Here is a 16,457-nt window from a genome sequence, read left to right as displayed (position 1 = left end):
GGGCATATGCGTCGTGATGGCCTCGTTCATCGTTTCCCAGCGCTGGCGCATCTCGTCGGCGAACTGGCGCAGATAGCGGTCGTAATGGCCCTGAGCAAGAAACTGTGCCATCTGCTGTTGCAGCGCCGAGGGTGGATGACGATACATCAGCCGCCGCAGCGCGCGTAGCTCATCGACCAGCTCGGCGTCGGCGACCAAATAGCCCAGCCGCAATCCCGGCGAGAGCGGTTTGGACAGGCTGCTCATATAGATCACCCGCCCACCGACACGGCTGGCTTTAAGGGCTGGCTGGGCGTGATGGTCGAAATTCACTTCCGCGTCGTAGTCGTCCTCGAGCACGATCTGATCGAAGCGCTGGACCTGTTGGATCAACTGCTCGCGACGCGCGCGACTCATGGTCACGCCGGTCGGCCCCTGATGACTGGGCGTCACGTAGAGGTAGTCGCAGCGTGGAGTCTCGACATCGAGCTGCATACCCTCGCCATCCACGTGCTGGTAGTGAAGTTGCGCGCCCTGGCGCAGGAAGACATTGACCGCCTCGCGATACCCGGGATTTTCGACGGCGACACGCGTTTGCCGGTCGAACAACAGCTGCGCGATCAAGAACAACGCATTTTGTGAGCCCAGGGTCACCAGAATCTCATCGCTCTGCGCATGGATGCCACGCTTGGGCAGCACCCGCGTGCGCAACTGCTCGACCAGCATCGGGTCGTCCTGATCGTAGCGGTCGCTGAGCCAGTGACGCTCGCGGTTTCCGCCCAGCAGGCGTCGCGAGGTTTCGCGCCATTGTTCGAGGGGAAACAACCGCGTATCCAGTTGCCCATACACGAAGGGAAACTCGTAATGCATCCAGTTGCTGGGACGCAGTACGCCCTGCAAGTGACTGGGGCGATGCGTGAAGCGCTTGCTCCAGGATGGTGCATCCACCGTCGTCTGGCGCGTCGCTTGAGCCAGCGCCAGGGTATCGCTGTCATGATAAGCGTCGTGCAGGTAGTAACCGCTACGCGGCCGGCTAACCAGGTAGCCGTCCTCGACCAACCCCTCGTACACTAACGCCACGGTATTGCGCGAGATGCCCAATTGCAGGGACAAACGGCGACATGACGGCAACGCTTCGTCGGCGGGAATGGTTCCGGTATGGATGGCATCGAGCAGCGACTCACGCAACTGTTCTTGCAACCCGCGTTGAGTATCGAAATCGAGATGGAAATAATGGTCGAGCATCGTTCTCTCCCGATGAGGCATCACACCGGAATAGATGCAAAGAGCACGCCATGACACTGCACTCGCTGACAGGGCACATGATTAGGCATCGAAACATCTGGCCAACCGGTGTCCCTCAACTGGCTCTATAGCGACCAACGTCGAATTCTTTAGGGTGGAATCACCAAGTTCGCGATTGCCGCTATCGCGGCGAGCCGTCTTCGGTCTCAGCCAACGATCTCAACAACAACAGCGAAGGTGATTATGATGCTTCCCATGACTCGCAACGCAAGTCGCCCGACGGATTTCACTCCCCGCCGTTTCCTTTCCAAGGCCTTGGCTACCACCCTAGTCGGCACCTTGATGTCGTTGTCGCTACCCGCTCTGGCGGCGGACTTGGAGGAAATCCAGGAGCGCGGCTACATGGAGGTCGCCACCGAAGATAATTATGCGCCCTTCAACTTCATCGAAGGCGACGATGCCAAGGGCTTCAACGCCGAGATGCTCGAAGAGCTGCGCGACTACGCCGACTTCGAGATTCGTCAGGATATCCTTCCCTGGACTGGCCTGTTGGCGGCGGTCTCCAACGATCAGTACGACATGGCCTTGACCGGCGCATCCGTCTCCGATGAACGCTTGCGTGTTTTCAACTATACCCCGCCCTACGCCTCCGCCCAGCATTTCGCCATCAAGCGCGCCGACGATGACAGCATCAGCGACGTCGACGATCTCAGCGACAAGACAGTCGGCGTCCAGGCCGGCAGCGTGCTTCTCTCGCGCCTGCCGGAGCTGGAAGCGATGCTCGAGGATGACGGCGGCAAACTCGGCGAAGTCGTGAAGTATGAGTCCTATCCTGAAGCCTTCGCCGATCTGGCCAATGGACGCCTGGATTACGTCATCGATTCGGCAGTGCCAGTGAATACGCTGGTAGCGTCCAAGCCGGACGTCTTCGCCAAGGGCCCGGCGGTATCAGGGGCAGGCTATGTCTCCTGGCCGATTCCCAAGGATAGCCCCGAACTGCTGGAGTACATGACCGACTTCCTGAAACACCTCAAGGAAAACGGCCGCCTCGCCGAGCTACAGAAAAAATGGTTCGGAGAAAGCTTCCCGGATCTTCCCGAGAAGCCGCTCAAGAGCGTCGAGCAATTCCACGAACTGGCCGGCCTCGACGACTGAGTGCTTGCCGCCTCCTGTGTCACCGCGGCGCCGTGGTCCGACCACGGCGCCGTCCTTCTTCCTTAGCTCGGGGACTCTGTCATGAATGCCAGCGCCTGGCACATGTTGCTGGAAGGGGCCTGGACCACCGTCTGGATCTCCGCTGTCTCGATTGCCATCGGGGTCGTGGCGGGCCTGGTCATCGCTCTGATTCGCCTTGCGCGAATCCCCATCGTCGATCAACTGCTAGTGCTCTACACAAGCGTGGCCCGCGCTACGCCATTGGTGACCCTGGCACTGTTCATCTTTCTCAGCGCTCCTGATCTGGGGCTCGACCTCAACCGCAGCGTCGCCGGCATCCTGGCGTTAACGCTCAATACCACCGCCTTCAATGCCGAGATCTGGCGCAGTGCGTTCCGCAATTTCTCCCGCGAGCAGAGCGAAGCGGCCATGGCGACGGGCATGACGCCGTGGGTTACCTTCCGTCGCATCATGCTGCCGCAGATGGTGATCACCAGCTTGCCAGGATTGGTCAACGAAATGTCGTTTCTGATCAAGGGCAGCCCCGCCATTGCAGTGATCGGTATCGTCGACCTGACCCGCGTGACCAATCGCATCTCGGCCGTGACCTATGAGCCACTGCCCCCCATTCTCGTCGCCGGCGTGCTCTACATGGCGATAATCGGTTGCCTGGTATGGCTACAGCGTCTCGCCGAACGCCGTGCCAACCGGCTGGCAATGTGAGGATAAAACGACCATGAGCAATTGGGACATCCTGTGGGATGAACGCGCGCAGTTCTTGAGCGGTTTTCTGAGCACCCTGGAAATATTTGGCCTGTCGATCGTGGGTGCCTTTGTGATCGGTTGTGGTTTGCTGTATTTGCTCGAGGGAAGCCGCAAGCGGCTGACCATGCCGCTGAGAATATTCATCGACGCGATGCGCATGCTGCCGTTTTTGATCCTTGCCTACCTGCTGTATTACGGCTTGCCAAGCATCGGCATTCGCCTCGATGCCTGGTGGTCGGGGGTCGGCGCGTTGGCGGTCTATCACGGCTGCTACTTTGCCGAAATCTTCCGCGGCAATCGCTTGACCTTTCCGCCGGGGCAGATCGAGGCCGCCCAGGCGCATGGCTTCACCAAGGGCAAACTGTTCTTTCGCCTGCTGCTGCCGCAGATCATCATGCAAACCCGTCCATTGCTGGGCAACCAGCTGATCTATGCGCTCAAGGACACGGCCTTTCTGGTCATCATCACCGTGAGTGAGTTGACCGCCGCCGCCAACAGCTTATCGAGTACCTATTTCATTCCCACCGAGGCATTCATCGTCGTGATCGGTTTCTATTGGGCCATCAGCGTGGCGATGGAGATCATCATCAAACAATGCGGGCGTTTCAGCGCCAAACGGGGGTTCGACAATGTCTGAAGCAAACACGTCCGAGACGGCTGCGGTGTCGATCCACCATCTTTCGAAGAGCTTCGATGACGTCGAGGTGTTGCGCGACGTCGAGCTGGAGGTCAAGACCGGCGAGGTGGTGACGATCATCGGCTCGTCCGGCTCCGGCAAGTCAACGCTGTTGCGTTGTATCAATTGGCTGGAGAAACCCGACCGAGGCAGCATTCATATCGCCGGGCAGCGCATCGGGGTCCATGAGGACGGCCGCCCGATGCCGGTGCGTGAGCTGGCCAAGGTCCGCGCGCAAACCGGTATGGTATTCCAAGGCTTCAATCTATGGCCGCATCTCAACGTGCTGCACAACGTCACCGAGGCGCCCATCCACGTGCAGGGCAAGTCCAAGCGCGAAGCCGAGGAACTCGCCACGGCATTGCTGGAGAAGGTGGGCATGTCGCAAAAGCATGATAGCTATCCCAACACGCTCTCGGGTGGCCAGAAACAGCGCGTGGCCATCGCCCGGGCGCTGGCCATGCAACCGGAGGTGATGCTCTTCGACGAGCCCACCTCGGCGCTCGACCCGGAGTTGGTGGGCGAAGTGCTGGCGGTGATCAAGGACCTTTCCGCCGAGGGCTACACCATGGTCATGGTCACCCACGAAATGGCCTTCGCCCGCGCGGTATCCGATCAGGTCGTCTTCCTGGAAAAAGGCCTGATCATCGAACGCGCCGATCCGGAGACCTTCTTCACCACCCCCAAGACCGATCGTGTGCGCAAGTTCCTCGAAAACCACGATACGCCCTCGTCCGCCTGAACGGACGAGGGCATCGTCGAACTTGCCACCCGCGAGCTGAAAACCCACCGGCATGCCCGTGTCGGTGAAACCACACGGCACGGACGCGGCAGGCTGCTGACTGAGGTTGAAGGGGTACGAAAACGGCGCCCAGTCTTCCCAATCTCGCATGCCGCTGCCCGGCGGAACTTCGTGATTGGCCTCGAACGGTGATACCGAAACCGACGGCGTCATCAGCATGGGCACGCTACGCGCCAACGCTTATCATCGGCCTATGTGTACGCCGGCCCGGAAACATCAATGCCCGAAAATCCATTCTATCTACAGTTGCGCGACCGCCTGGTGACGCTGATCGAGACGGGCGAGTTGTCGCCCGCTAGCCGATTACCTGGCGAGCGCCGCCTGGCCGAGCGCTTCGCGACGACGCGTGTCACGCTGCGCCAGGCGCTGGTGCAACTGGAAAGCGAGGGGCGACTCCATCGCCACAACCGCCGCGGCTGGTTCGTTTCGCCCCGGCGCGTGGAATATTCACCGAATCACGATCAAAGTTTTGCCCAGTACGTGAGTGCACAAGGGCGGCATCCGCATACCGAAGTGTTGGACGTGCGGCACCAACCGGCCCCTGCCGAAGTGGCACAAGCACTCGGCATTGTCTGCGGGCAAGCCGTTTTGCATGTGAAACGGCGTCGCTACATCGATGGCCGGGCGGTATTGTTGGAGCGTATCTGGTTGCGCGATGACCTTTTGCCGGCTCTCGCCAAGGGCGATTTCTCGACGTCGCTGTGGCAGCGCCTATGGGAAGAGTTCGGCCTGGTGTTGGCGCGCAAATCGCTGCGGCTCTACCCCACCGCGCTGACCGGCGACGAAGCCGAGACGCTCGGGGTGCACAGTGGCTGCGCGGGCCTTTGCGTGACACGCGTCACGCATGACCATGAGGGTCGAGCCCTCGAATATGACGAGGATTACTGGCTACACGATGCCATCTGCCTGCACGTGGAAGTGGCGATGCCGTGAGGCCCATCGGGACGCCTCATTGGCCGGCGCCCATGGCGACCACGACGCAGTCCACACCCTCGCGTGCCAGCTGCCGACACCCACGGCGCGCCTGGGTTTCCTCCAGATCCACCACCTGTGCTCGAAAGATGCCCCCATCGCCCTGCACCGATGACACCGACACGCGACCGTCGAGCTCGGCTGGCAAAAATTCGGCGGCTTGGTCGGCCTGCCGACGCGCTCGGGTACGGTCACTGAAAGCCCCCACCTGCACGGCCCAGGCGCTGGCATCATCGGTCGCTGTCCTGGCGTCACCGTGCTCGTATTCCGCCTGGGCGATCAAGTCACGAATGGGGTCATCGGCAAGCGTGGGGGCGGGTTCACTCGTTGGAGTGGCCTGCAAACGGTCCCCGTAAATGTCTGCCTTCGCGATCCAGTCACCCTGCGCGACCGACTCGGCACGCGCGAAGCCACGGTCGAGCAGTTCGCTCATGTGCGCATCGCGTGACTGGGCGGTAAAACCGCCCATGACCACGGACAGCAGGCGACGTCCATCATGTACGGCGGAGGTCGCCACATTGAAGCCCGAGGCACGAATGTAACCCGTCTTGAGGCCATCGGTGCCAGCATAGTTGTCGAGCAGTCGGTTGTGCCCTTTGTAGCGCCTCCCGTGCCATGTGAACTCGGTCTTGGCGAACACCGGGTAATAACTCGGGAAGTCCTGCATCAGGCGCAGCGCGAGAATCGCCATGTCGCGCGCGGTGGTGACTTGGCGGTCATCGGGCAGCCCCGAGGCATTGCGAAACGTCGTGTGTGCCATGCCCAAGGCACGCGCCTTGTCGGTCATCTGACTGGCAAAGGTGGACTCGCTACCGGCCAGCCCCTCGGCGACCACCGCCGCCACATCGTTGGCAGATTTGACCACCAGGATGTTGATGGCGTCTTCCACCTTCACCGTCTCGCCAGGCTTCACGCCCATCTTGGAGGGCGGTTTCGCGGCGGCATGCTGCGAGACCGGCAGACGCGAATCCATACTCAGCGTGTCGTCTTCGAGCGCCTCGAACAGCAAGTAAAGCGTCATCATCTTGGTCAACGATGCGGGATAGCGCGTTGCATCGGCGTTTGCCGAGTGCAGTACCGCACCACTCTCGGCATTGATGACGATGGAAGCATAGCGTGGATTGGGTGCCGCCTGGGCTGCAGGAAGCATGCACAACGCCATCGTGAAGGCAATTAAAATGAGCAGCGCGGAGACCGCACGCGATCGATGAGGAAACGGGGACGTCATTTGTTATGTCCTTGAAGGAGGAACCCCCTCGCGGGTCCACTCGTAACATTTGCCGCGACATTTGTTATGGCGACGCCACAAAGCGCATTGACATAGGGACTATGGGGATTATGAGCGAGAGACGCGCTCTGTACAGCCCTTATCGGCATTTTGGGCACCATTCGTGACATTTCGCAAATATTCGTCACGCGATGATAATGCCCCATGGCGACGCGAGCGTTCGGTTGCGATCACGCCAAGTGTCATGGATGATGCCATCATTAATCTGGTATATACCAGATAGAAGCCATTGCACGTAACATCCCTTGAACCTGCCCGGAGGCCCACGCTGAGCGCACTTGCCATCGCCTTGATCGTCATATCCGCCGTGCTCCATGCCAGTTGGAACCTGCTCGGCAAGCGCGGTGAGCCGTCGCTGGCGTTTTTTGCCCGCGCCATGGCGGCTGGCAGCGTGCTGTACGCGCCGCTCCTGTTCTGGGGGTCTTCACCGTTGCAGCTACCCGACATCTTCTGGGGCTGGCTCATCGCCACGGGCGCATGCCAGGCGCTCTACATGGGCGGACTCGCCTGGGCTTATGCACGCGGTGAAGTGAGTCTTCTCTATCCCCTGGCACGCGCCCTGCCGGTACTGCTCGTGCCCGCCGTCGCGCTCCCATGGCTTGCCACAAGCGCGCTCAATGGCGGGGACATGCTCGGCATGGTATTGATCGCCGCCAGCGCGCTGATCATTCCCCTGCCCCACTGGCGCGCCTTTCGCCTATCGTGTTATCTCACTCCTGCGCTGGGCTTCATCTTGCTCGCTGCCGTCGGCACCACCGGATACTCGCTGATCGACAAGCATGCCCTGGGCTTGATGACCACGCATGGCTACACCCCGCTACAAGCCGGACTGCACTACATGGTGCTGCAAGCCATGGCCACCTGGTTGTGGATGTGGCCACTCGTACAGGCATTGCCCAACGAGCGTAACGCAGCACGACGACTGCACCGCTCCCCCGCCGCACGTCGTGCCTGGCTAACGGGTGCCATGATACTCGGTACCTACGGGCTGGTGCTGATTGCCATGTCCACCAGTGCCGACGTCAGCCACGTCGTCGCCCTGCGCCAGCTCTCGATTCCTCTCGGCGTACTCGCCGCCGGTTACTGGTTCCGGGAACGCCTCACCCCGTTACGACTCGGCGCCATCGCCGTCATGCTCGGGGGGCTGGCGCTCGTCGCGTGGTGAAGAAAGCGCTTGAGCCAACCTAGGAACGGCACCTATCTTGAAAGGACGCGGCACGCAAAGGTGGCGCGTTTGACTCATGACGAGGAGATGACGAAATGGAAATCATCATCGAGAATGCCGGCATGGAGACCGACGAGTTTCACATGATCGCGAGCGGCGAGACAGGCGATGCTCTGCGCAAGACCGCCAAGAACTATCTCGGTAGCCAAGAAGTGACCGAGCATCAGCTCGAGGAGCTACGGATGGCAGGCGATGAGGAGTACGAGGCGCTGCGCCGCGATATGACGCAACATGCCTTGAGCATGGTCAACGTGCCCAAGGACACCGCGATCTCGCTGGATATCGCCTTCCAAGGCGGCGCCAAGTCGTAACCCCAATGCGATGATTCATTGCAGGGGCTATCTCAAGACGCCCACCCTACCGTGAGGAGCGTGTATGACGCCGCGCCATGACCCCATCGAAGAGACGTCCCTAGCCGACGTTGGCGATGTCGTGCCGGAAGAAACGGGCGATTACGCAGACACGTTCCAAGAGCAACGTTTCTGGCACAAGATCACCCGCTACGGGCGCCGTGCCGGTCGTGAAGTCACGCGACGAGCGCTGCAGCTCTACTTCGTGCTGCAGCGTCCCGACGTTCCAGTATGGGCGGAGACCACGATCTTCGGCGCACTGGGGTATTTCATCTCGCCCTTGGACGCCATTCCCGACCTGATCCCCGCGGGCGGTTATGTCGACGACGCCAGTGTGCTTGGCGCGGCACTGATTGCGGTATCGGTCTACATCGATGACGACGTCAAAGCGCGTGCCGACAACGCCATGCCCAAGTGGTTGTAAATCAGCCTGTGCCATAAAAAGCCCCTGACGATGTCGGGGGCCTTAGCGTCACGTCGGCATGATCTCGCCGCTCATTTCTCGACGAAGGCTCGCTCGATGACGTAGTCGCCGGGTTCGCCCATGCGCGGGGAAATGTTGAAGCCCAGCTCGTCGAGCATGGCGCTGGTGTCGTCGAGCATCGCCGGACTGCCGCAGATCATCGCGCGATCCTGTTTGGGGTCGAGATCGGGCAAACCGGTATCGGCGAAGAGCTTGCCGCTACGAATATGATCGGTCAGGCGCCCCATGGTGTGGAACTCTTCACGCGTTACCGTGGGGTAGTAGACCAACTTCTCGCTGATCTCCTCGCCCAGGTACTCGTGAGCCGGCAGGTCCTGGGTGATGAAGTCGGCATAGGCCAACTCGCTGACCGTGCGCACGCCGTGAATCAGCACGATCTTTTCGAAACGTTCGTAGACTTCCGGATCCTGAATCAGGCTCATGAACGGCGCCAGGCCGGTGCCAGTGGACAGCAGGTACAGATTGCGACCCGGTAGCAGATCATCGACGACCAGTGTACCGGTAGGCTTGCGGCTGACCATGATCTGATCGCCGACCTTGAGATGCTGCAGCCGAGAGGTCAGCGGGCCATCCTGCACCTTGATGCTGAAGAACTCGAGATGATCCTCGTAGTTGGGGCTAGCTACCGAGTAGGCCCGCAGCAGCGGCTTGCCCTCGGCTTCCAAGCCGATCATCACAAACTGGCCGTTCTTGAAGCGCAGGCTACGCTCGCGCGTGGTACGGAAGCTGAACAGGGTATCGTTCCAGTGATGAACGCTGAGAACTTCTTCGAGTGCCAGTTTACTCACGACTGCTCCTTAACTTATAACCGAAAAGCATTATTTGCTTAAATTGAAGTTGCACTAATTATAAGACTGACCCAATATATCTGTTAAATGAATTATATGAATATCGGTTATCTACCCAACCGATATATTACGGCCAATAAGGCCGCCAGGAGATCGTCATGCGTTACACCCTGCGCCAGCTCGAAGTCTTCGTCGCCATCGCGCAGCATGAAAGCGTATCCCGCGCGGCGCAGCGCCTGGCGATGTCGCAGTCAGCCACCAGCACCGCCCTCGCGGAGCTAGAGCGACAGTTCGACTGCCAGCTACTCGATCGCATCGGCAAGCGGCTCAAACTCAATGCGCTGGGCTTTCAGTTGTTGCCCAAGGCCGTGGCACTGCTCGACCGCAGCGAGGAAATCGAGGAGCTACTCAAGGGCCAGCGCGGTATCGGTTCACTGGATGTCGGCGCGACGCTGACTATCGGCAACTATCTGGCGACGCTGCTGATCAGCGACTTCATGCGTCACCATCCGGGCAGTCGTGTACGCCTGCATGTGCGCAACACGGCTTCCATCGTAGAGCGCATCGCCCATCACGAATTGGATCTCGGTCTGATCGAGGGAGACTGTCAGCACGAGGATATCGTCATGCAACCCTGGGTCGAGGACGAACTCACGGTATTCTGCTCGCCACGGCACCCATTGGCCAGCGCCGGTGAGGCGGATCTGGAAGCGCTGATGCGCGAGGACTGGATCATGCGCGAGGAGGGCTCGGGTACGCGCCGTACGCTGGATCAAGCGATGCGCCACCGACGTGGCCGGCTCAATGTGCTGCTCGAGCTGGAGCACACCGAGGCCATCAAGCGCGCGGTGGAATCGGGGCTTGGCATCGGCTGTGTCTCGCACTTGGCCCTGCGCGACGCCTTTCGGCGCGGCAGTCTGGTCCCCATCGCCACGCCGGCACTCGACCTGACGCGCCAGTTCGCCTTCATCTGGCATCGGCACAAATATCTGACCACCGCCATGCACGAATTCCTGCGCCTATGCCGCGAGATGACCGCCGGCGTCCAACGCAGCGACGACATCGACCTACCGGCCGTGCCTTAAATCAAAAAAGCCCACCGGCATACGCCGATGGGCCGTGGGCATAGCGACATAGCCCGACATGATCCGGATGCGAAGCGGTGTGAACGTTAATGAGTGCCTATCGTTGAAGAACGCCTCCCTTGATTAACGGCACTCATGGAAAAACGTTAAGCGCGATGATTCTTCATATTGGTGCGAGTCTTCGAATCAACCTAGGGGCGGCCGAAATTTCTCGGCCAGTTCGTCCTCGCTAGCGCCGGAGAGGTCCTTGTCCAAGGTATGGATGACGCAGGCCTGGGTCGGCTTGTCGAGCTTCTGACGAATCAGACCCAAGAAGTGCGGCGCAGCGACAATGATGAACTCATCGGCTTTTCCTTGAGTGCGCGCCTGGCGGAGATAGTCGGCGACTTCCTTGGCGAAGAACGCGGCATGCTTTTCCATCGTGGCATCGTCGTTGCCGGACTGATGTGGCGAATGCGATGCCACATCGTCGGCCCCTCCTTTTCCACCCGTACGCAGATCGCCAGTATGCAAACGGCCCTCGGGATGAATCAACGTATCGACTTCACGGACCACGCCGGCTTGATGCGCGAAGACACGCGCACGCGAGGCATTGGCGGTCACGATATAGCGTTTGTCCATGTCTGACTCCTTGATCGGGGGGTTACCGGCATCCCGGGCAACGGCGCCTCCTGCGCCGTTGATATCCGGCCGCCTCTTCGCACGAATGGCGGCCCGTCAAGCATCGAAACACAGCGTATCTCTGTCAACCTCGCGGCAGGCGTCGGCACACCGCGACATCCGCGTGGCATGGCAACGACAGGTTCATGCTTGGCGCAAACCTGCTAACATCGCGTCGCTGGACAGGAGTCACCGGCTACGAGCGCGATCTGCCAGGGAGAGCGACATGCGCGACTTTATCTTGATGCGCCGCCCACTACCGCGACGGACGTTGATCTTTTCTCATTGTATGCTGCAAATCGGCCTGCTGTTGGTCGGCAGCGTGTGGCTATGGCGCCATTCACCGTCGGCAAACGGGTTATCTTGGCAGGCCAGCTGGCCGATGCTGGCACTCGGCGGAGGCGCGCTGCTGCTCGCCATGGCGTTGGTGCGCCTGTTCGCCGAGTTATGGATGGCGCCGCATCACATGCAGGCACGCCGAAATGGTCTTGCCCCCGGCGACGTGATGACGCGCGCCATCGACCGGCGCCCGGCCATGCACGACCCAGAACAGGCCTGGATCGGCACGGCGAAGCCGCTCGACCCGGACGAAGGCGTGGTAGGCCAGGCGCGCGTAACGCAGCCCCGCCAGTCAACCACCGCGAAACGGCAGCCGACCACACCCTCCCAACGTCAGGAACCCAGCCTTTAGCTCTTAGCCATCTCGCTCCCGCTTAGTGGCCGAGAATCTGGCTGAGAAACAGCTTGGTGCGTTCCGAGCGCGGATTATTGAAGAACGTCTCCGGCGGCGCCTCTTCGATGATCTGCCCCTGGTCCATGAAGATGACGCGATCAGCCACAGTCTTGGCAAACCCCATCTCGTGCGTGACGCAGAGCATGGTCATGCCTTCGCGGGCCAGTTCGATCATGACATCGAGCACTTCCTTGATCATTTCCGGGTCAAGCGCAGAGGTCGGCTCGTCGAACAGCATCACCTCAGGGCGCATGCACAGCGCCCGCGCAATCGCCACGCGCTGCTGTTGCCCGCCCGATAATTGCCCCGGGTACTTGTACGCCTGATCGGCGATCTGAACGCGCTCCAGATACTCCATCGCGGTCTTTTCGGCTTCGGCTCGCGGCTTTTTCTGCACCCAGGTCTGCGACAGGCAGCAGTTCTCCAGCACGCTGAGATGCGGAAACAGGTTGAAGTGCTGAAACACCATGCCGACGTTACGGCGAATCTGTTCGATACGCTTGACGTCTTGGGTCATGGACATGCCATTGACCACGATCTCGCCTTGCTGATGGCTTTCGAGGTGGTTGATGCAGCGAATCAACGTCGACTTGCCGGACCCCGAGGGGCCGCATACGACGATACGCTCGCCGCGCTTTACCGTCAGGTCGATATCGCGCAGCACGTGAAAATCGCCGTACCACTTGTTGAGACCCTTCATCTCGATCATCGGCGTTTCGCCGTGAGAGGTAGCAGTCGCTTGGCTCATGATGCAGTTCCTTGGCGTTATCGTTATTGGTTTAGTCGTTATGATTCAGTCCGTGTGGCCAGTCTGTAGGCGCTTCTCGATGTACTGGCTATAACGCGACATACTGAAACAAAATACCCAGAACACTAGGGCAGCAAACACGTACCCTTCAGTGGCAAAGCCCAGCCAATCACTATCGGTCAGGCCCGCTCGGATGATCGCCAGCAGATCGAACAGCCCGATGATCAAGACCAACGAGGTATCCTTGAACAGCGCAATGAAGGTATTGACGATCCCCGGGATGACCAGCTTCAAGGCCTGAGGCAACACGATCAGCCCCATGCGATGCCAGTACCCGAGCCCCAGCGCCTTACCCGCTTCATCCTGCCCACTGGGAATGGCCTGTAGCCCGCCTCGTATGACTTCCGCCATGTAGGCACTCCAGAACAGCATGATCCCCACTAGAGCACGCAGGAGCTTATCGAACTCGACTTCGGTCGGTACAAACAGCGGTAGCATCACCGAGGCCATGAACAGCACGGTGATCAAGGGGACGCCACGCCAAAACTCGATGAAGACGACGCTCACGGCCCTGACCAGCGGCATGTTCGAACGCCGCCCCAAGGCCAGCACGATCCCGATCGGTAACGAGCCGACGATACCGATCGTGGCCACGGTCAGGGTCAGCATCAGCCCGCCCCAGTTACGGGTCGAGACGTGCATTAGCCCGAAGTGGCCACCCAGAAGCAAGACATACGCCGCTACCGGAAAGCCGATCACTGCGATGATCGCGGCCCAGCGTTTGCCCGGAATCCTGGGAATCGCTAACCAGGCAAGCAGTCCTGCCATCAACGCAAAGACGATATCCACCCGCCAGCGCGCGGCCTCAGGGTAGAAGCCATAGATGATCGACTCGAACCGTGCGCTGATGAATACCCAGCAGGCGCCTTCGCCACTGCACGCCTGACGCGAGTCGCCAAGCCAGTCGGCCTGTATCAAGGCCCATTGCACTAAAGGCCACAATGCCCATAGCAATACGCTAATGGTGATCACCGATACCACGCTATTGAGGGGACCGTTAAACAGGTTGCGCTGTAGCCACTTCACGACGCCCCGATGCGCATTCGGTGGACGCCGCGCTTCAATCATCACATCACGCATGGATTCACCGGCCATCTCAACGCTCCTTGAGCAACGTACGCGCGTTATAAACATTCATCAGTGCCGATACCACCAGGCTGATCACCAGATACACGGCCATCGTCATGGCCACGATCTCGATGGCCTGCCCGGTCTGATTGAGAGTCGTGCCCGAGAAGACAGCCACCAAGTCGGGATAACCAATCGCCGTGGCCAACGAAGAGTTCTTGATGAGATTCAGATACTGGCTCGTCAGTTGCGGCACGATGACGCGCATCGCCTGGGGAATCACCACCTTGCGCAAGGTAATACCGCCCGGCAGGCTCAGCGCATTGGCCGCCTCGACCTGCCCCCCAGGGACCGACTGGATGCCCGAGCGCACGATCTCGGCGATAAAGGACGCGGTATAAATCGACAATGCCAACCATAAAGCGACCAGCTCGGGCAGGACTCTCACCCCACCGCTGAAGTTGAAGCCTGTCAGCTCGGGAATGGACCATTCGAGCGGCGCCCCCGTGAGCAGGAACACCAATAGCGGCATGCCAATGATCAAGCCCGCGCCCAGCCAATAGATCGGCAAGGCCTTGCCGGTACGAACCTGGCGGCGCTTCGCGCAGATGCCCAGCGCAATCGCCGCCACGATGCCCACAAGCAAGGCCCAAGGCGTTGCCGCGAAACCGCTGAGGGGCTGCGGGTCGGGAATGACCAATCCGCGCACGTTGATAAAGACGATTTCCAGCAGACTGAGGCTTTGGCGAGGACTGGGCAGTGCCTGCAGCACCGCGAAATACCAGAACAGGATCTGGACCAGCAGAGGGATGTTACGAAAGATTTCCACATAGGCAGTCGCTAGGCGCGCTAACAACCAGTTCGACGACAGCCTGGCAATCCCCACCGCGAAGCCAATGATCGTCGCCATCACGATACCTAAGGCCGAGACCAGCAAGGTATTGAGCAAACCAACGAAAAAGGTACGCCCATAGGTACTGTCGCCGGAATACTCGATCAACGTCTGCGGAATGGAGAAGCCCGCGCGCTCATCGAGAAAACCGAACCCTGTGGAGATTCCTCTTGCTTCGAGGTTAGCCATCGTATTGACGACGATAAAACCAATTAACGCCGCTAACGCCGCTAATAACACACCTTGTAGTACATAGGCACGAAACGTCGGATTACGCCACAACGCAACCCGATCGCCGGAAGGAGAACGCGACATGTCGATCCTCTAATACGCTGACACAAGAAGACACCCCGCAGGTCATGCGGGGTGCTATCATCGAGTACTTGACAAACCGTATCAGCGGACCGGCGGCGCGTAGAGGATACCACCCTCGTTCCACAGGGCGTTCATACCCCGCTGGATTTTCAGAGGTGAATCCTCACCTACCGTTCTAGAGAAGACTTCTCCGTAGTTGCCGACTTCCTTGATGATGTTGTACGCCCAGTCGTTGGAAAGGCCGAGTTGCTCGCCATAGTTGCCGTCCTGACCCAGCAGGCGTGCCACCCCGGGATTGGGCGGGTTATCGCGCATTTCATCGACGTTGTCGCTGTTCACGCCCATCTCTTCGGCGTTGACCATCGCGAAGATGGACCACTGCACGATATCCAGCCACTGATCGTCGCCCTGGCGGACCACCGGTCCCAGCGGCTCCTTGGAAATCAGTGTCTCGAGAATCTCGACACTATCCGGCTCGGGAAGCTGCAAACGCAGTGCACTCAACTGAGAGGTATCGGAGGTCAGCACATCGCAACGCCCGTGAGCAAACCCTTGGGCGGTCTGATCCGGCGTGTCGAACGTCACGGTATTGATATCGATATCGCGCGAGGGGAAGTAATCGGCCAGGTTCAATTCGTGGGTGGTGCCGGACTGGATACAGATGGAAGCACCATCAAGGTCTTCCAGGCTTTCGATGCCCAGGTCCTTGTTCACCATGAAGCCTTGACCGTCGTAAAACGTCGTCGTGGTGAAGTTCAGGCCGAGGGAGTTGTCACGCGTTGCCGTCCAGGTCGTGTTGCGCGACAGCACGTCGATTTCCCCCGACTGCAGCGCGGTAAAACGCTCCTTCGCGGTCAAGGGTGTAAATTCGACTTTCTCGGGATCGCCAAAGATAGCGGCGGCGATGCCGCGACAGGTTTCCACATCGAGCCCTTGCCACTTGCCATCGGCATCTGGTGCCGAGAATCCCGCCAGCCCGACGTTCACCCCGCAGTTGAGGGAGCCACGTTCCTTTACATCATCGAGCGTCGCCGCTTGGGAGGCTGTTGCCAGCCCTCCCAGCAGTAGTGCGGCGGGGAGGGCAACCATGAACTTGTTGTTGTACAGCATGCAGAAGCTCCTTGCGTTATTGTGATGGCTTGTTCGAGAGCCACTTTCAACATTAGC

18 protein-coding genes and 1 pseudogene are annotated in these 16,457 nt (G+C 59.9%); 10 read left to right on the top strand and 9 right to left on the bottom strand.

Annotated elements, in window-relative coordinates; genetic code table 11:
- On the bottom strand, positions 1-1,224 hold a 1,224-nt coding region (locus OP495_RS11100), incomplete at its 3' end, for a PLP-dependent aminotransferase family protein (RefSeq protein WP_280569218.1).
- 255 nt (positions 1,225-1,479) lie between these two features.
- Here OP495_RS11100 and OP495_RS11095 point away from each other — a divergent pair.
- The 4 genes from OP495_RS11095 (at position 1,480) to OP495_RS11080 (ending at position 4,562) form a co-directional block, all read left to right on the top strand.
- Complete coding sequence (locus tag OP495_RS11095) at positions 1,480-2,379, top strand: transporter substrate-binding domain-containing protein (protein WP_280569216.1); 900 nt, start codon at positions 1,480-1,482, stop codon at positions 2,377-2,379.
- An 81-nt stretch (positions 2,380-2,460) separates the two neighbouring features.
- A complete protein-coding gene (locus OP495_RS11090) occupies positions 2,461-3,102 on the top strand; it encodes an amino acid ABC transporter permease (protein WP_280564884.1) in 642 nt (213 codons plus the stop codon).
- A 13-nt stretch (positions 3,103-3,115) separates the two neighbouring features.
- Positions 3,116-3,781 carry an amino acid ABC transporter permease gene (locus OP495_RS11085; protein WP_280564882.1) on the top strand — a complete coding sequence of 222 codons (666 nt, stop codon included), beginning with the start codon at positions 3,116-3,118 and terminating at the stop codon, positions 3,779-3,781.
- On the top strand, positions 3,774-4,562 hold the full coding sequence (locus tag OP495_RS11080) for an amino acid ABC transporter ATP-binding protein (protein WP_280564881.1): 789 nt from the start codon (positions 3,774-3,776) through the stop codon (positions 4,560-4,562). Before OP495_RS11085 ends, OP495_RS11080 begins: the two co-directional genes overlap by 8 nt.
- Before the next feature lie 18 nt (positions 4,563-4,580).
- Here OP495_RS11080 and OP495_RS11075 read toward each other — a convergent pair.
- Positions 4,581-4,775: pseudogene (locus tag OP495_RS11075) on the bottom strand (amidase family protein); the annotation flags it as partial.
- A 66-nt stretch (positions 4,776-4,841) separates the two neighbouring features.
- Here OP495_RS11075 and OP495_RS11070 point away from each other — a divergent pair.
- On the top strand, positions 4,842-5,555 hold the full coding sequence (locus OP495_RS11070; protein ID WP_280569214.1) for a UTRA domain-containing protein: 714 nt from the start codon (positions 4,842-4,844) through the stop codon (positions 5,553-5,555).
- Positions 5,556-5,571: 16 nt separating this feature from the next.
- Here the strand turns inward: OP495_RS11070 and OP495_RS11065 are convergent, their stop codons facing one another.
- Positions 5,572-6,744, bottom strand: a complete 1,173-nt coding sequence (locus OP495_RS11065; RefSeq protein WP_280569211.1) for a D-alanyl-D-alanine carboxypeptidase — start codon at positions 6,742-6,744, stop codon at positions 5,572-5,574.
- Between the two features lie 367 nt (positions 6,745-7,111).
- On the opposite strand from OP495_RS11065, the gene OP495_RS11060 reads away from it, so the two are divergent.
- The 3 genes from OP495_RS11060 (at position 7,112) to OP495_RS11050 (ending at position 8,881) form a co-directional block, all read left to right on the top strand.
- The gene (locus OP495_RS11060) at positions 7,112-8,047 is read left to right on the top strand and encodes a drug/metabolite transporter (RefSeq protein WP_280569209.1); all 936 of its coding nucleotides are present in this window, start codon (positions 7,112-7,114) and stop codon (positions 8,045-8,047) included.
- Positions 8,048-8,142: 95 nt separating this feature from the next.
- On the top strand, positions 8,143-8,418 hold the full coding sequence (locus tag OP495_RS11055; protein ID WP_280564684.1) for a hypothetical protein: 276 nt from the start codon (positions 8,143-8,145) through the stop codon (positions 8,416-8,418).
- Positions 8,419-8,482: 64 nt separating this feature from the next.
- Positions 8,483-8,881: a YkvA family protein gene (locus tag OP495_RS11050; RefSeq protein WP_280569208.1), complete on the top strand. Its 399-nt coding sequence runs from the start codon at positions 8,483-8,485 to the stop codon at positions 8,879-8,881.
- A 71-nt stretch (positions 8,882-8,952) separates the two neighbouring features.
- On the opposite strand, the gene OP495_RS11045 is transcribed toward OP495_RS11050, so the two are convergent.
- Positions 8,953-9,729 carry a ferredoxin--NADP reductase gene (locus OP495_RS11045; RefSeq protein ID WP_280569206.1) on the bottom strand — a complete coding sequence of 259 codons (777 nt, stop codon included), beginning with the start codon at positions 9,727-9,729 and terminating at the stop codon, positions 8,953-8,955.
- Between the two features lie 158 nt (positions 9,730-9,887).
- Between OP495_RS11045 and OP495_RS11040 the strand changes: the two genes are divergently transcribed.
- Positions 9,888-10,814: a LysR family transcriptional regulator gene (locus OP495_RS11040; RefSeq protein ID WP_280569204.1), complete on the top strand. Its 927-nt coding sequence runs from the start codon at positions 9,888-9,890 to the stop codon at positions 10,812-10,814.
- 186 nt (positions 10,815-11,000) lie between these two features.
- On the opposite strand, the gene OP495_RS11035 is transcribed toward OP495_RS11040, so the two are convergent.
- Positions 11,001-11,435 carry a host attachment protein gene (locus tag OP495_RS11035; RefSeq protein ID WP_280569202.1) on the bottom strand — a complete coding sequence of 145 codons (435 nt, stop codon included), beginning with the start codon at positions 11,433-11,435 and terminating at the stop codon, positions 11,001-11,003.
- A 265-nt stretch (positions 11,436-11,700) separates the two neighbouring features.
- Here OP495_RS11035 and OP495_RS11030 point away from each other — a divergent pair, with 265 nt between their 5' ends.
- Positions 11,701-12,165 (top strand): hypothetical protein, encoded by a 465-nt coding sequence (locus OP495_RS11030; RefSeq protein ID WP_280569201.1) that lies wholly within the window; start codon positions 11,701-11,703, stop codon positions 12,163-12,165.
- Positions 12,166-12,187: 22 nt separating this feature from the next.
- On the opposite strand, the gene OP495_RS11025 is transcribed toward OP495_RS11030, so the two are convergent.
- From OP495_RS11025 to OP495_RS11010, 4 genes are all read right to left on the bottom strand, one after another.
- Positions 12,188-12,955 (bottom strand): amino acid ABC transporter ATP-binding protein, encoded by a 768-nt coding sequence (locus tag OP495_RS11025; RefSeq protein ID WP_280564600.1) that lies wholly within the window; start codon positions 12,953-12,955, stop codon positions 12,188-12,190.
- A 45-nt stretch (positions 12,956-13,000) separates the two neighbouring features.
- On the bottom strand, positions 13,001-14,110 hold the full coding sequence (locus OP495_RS11020) for an amino acid ABC transporter permease (RefSeq protein WP_280564601.1): 1,110 nt from the start codon (positions 14,108-14,110) through the stop codon (positions 13,001-13,003).
- A gap of 1 nt (position 14,111) precedes the next feature.
- Positions 14,112-15,290: an amino acid ABC transporter permease gene (locus tag OP495_RS11015; RefSeq protein WP_280564602.1), complete on the bottom strand. Its 1,179-nt coding sequence runs from the start codon at positions 15,288-15,290 to the stop codon at positions 14,112-14,114.
- An 81-nt stretch (positions 15,291-15,371) separates the two neighbouring features.
- A complete protein-coding gene (locus OP495_RS11010) occupies positions 15,372-16,400 on the bottom strand; it encodes an amino acid ABC transporter substrate-binding protein (RefSeq protein WP_280564603.1) in 1,029 nt (342 codons plus the stop codon).
- Positions 16,401-16,457: the final 57 nt, after the last annotated feature.

Source organism: Chromohalobacter sp. 296-RDG (assembly GCF_029889885.1).
Taxonomy (GTDB): Bacteria; Pseudomonadota; Gammaproteobacteria; order Pseudomonadales; family Halomonadaceae; genus Chromohalobacter.
Note: the sequence above shows the minus strand (reverse complement) of the source record. Positions and strands in the feature narration are given on the sequence as shown.

Bases quoted from the DNA above. Each gene is read 5' to 3' on its own strand.
- OP495_RS11065 (WP_280569211.1), bottom strand. From the start codon at position 6,744: ATGCTTCCTGCAGCCCAGGCGGCACCCAATCCACGCTATGCTTCCATC.
- OP495_RS11040 (WP_280569204.1), top strand. From the start codon at position 9,888: ATGCGTTACACCCTGCGCCAGCTCGAAGTCTTCGTCGCCATCGCGCAG.
- OP495_RS11030 (WP_280569201.1), top strand. From the start codon at position 11,701: ATGCGCGACTTTATCTTGATGCGCCGCCCACTACCGCGACGGACGTTG.
- OP495_RS11010 (WP_280564603.1), bottom strand. From the start codon at position 16,400: ATGCTGTACAACAACAAGTTCATGGTTGCCCTCCCCGCCGCACTACTG.
- OP495_RS11015 (WP_280564602.1), bottom strand. From the start codon at position 15,290: ATGTCGCGTTCTCCTTCCGGCGATCGGGTTGCGTTGTGGCGTAATCCG.
- OP495_RS11085 (WP_280564882.1), top strand. From the start codon at position 3,116: ATGAGCAATTGGGACATCCTGTGGGATGAACGCGCGCAGTTCTTGAGC.
- OP495_RS11055 (WP_280564684.1), top strand. From the start codon at position 8,143: ATGGAAATCATCATCGAGAATGCCGGCATGGAGACCGACGAGTTTCAC.
- OP495_RS11035 (WP_280569202.1), bottom strand. From the start codon at position 11,435: ATGGACAAACGCTATATCGTGACCGCCAATGCCTCGCGTGCGCGTGTC.
- OP495_RS11070 (WP_280569214.1), top strand. From the start codon at position 4,842: ATGCCCGAAAATCCATTCTATCTACAGTTGCGCGACCGCCTGGTGACG.
- OP495_RS11050 (WP_280569208.1), top strand. From the start codon at position 8,483: ATGACGCCGCGCCATGACCCCATCGAAGAGACGTCCCTAGCCGACGTT.
- OP495_RS11020 (WP_280564601.1), bottom strand. From the start codon at position 14,110: ATGGCCGGTGAATCCATGCGTGATGTGATGATTGAAGCGCGGCGTCCA.
- OP495_RS11090 (WP_280564884.1), top strand. From the start codon at position 2,461: ATGAATGCCAGCGCCTGGCACATGTTGCTGGAAGGGGCCTGGACCACC.
- OP495_RS11095 (WP_280569216.1), top strand. From the start codon at position 1,480: ATGACTCGCAACGCAAGTCGCCCGACGGATTTCACTCCCCGCCGTTTC.
- OP495_RS11080 (WP_280564881.1), top strand. From the start codon at position 3,774: ATGTCTGAAGCAAACACGTCCGAGACGGCTGCGGTGTCGATCCACCAT.
- OP495_RS11025 (WP_280564600.1), bottom strand. From the start codon at position 12,955: ATGAGCCAAGCGACTGCTACCTCTCACGGCGAAACGCCGATGATCGAG.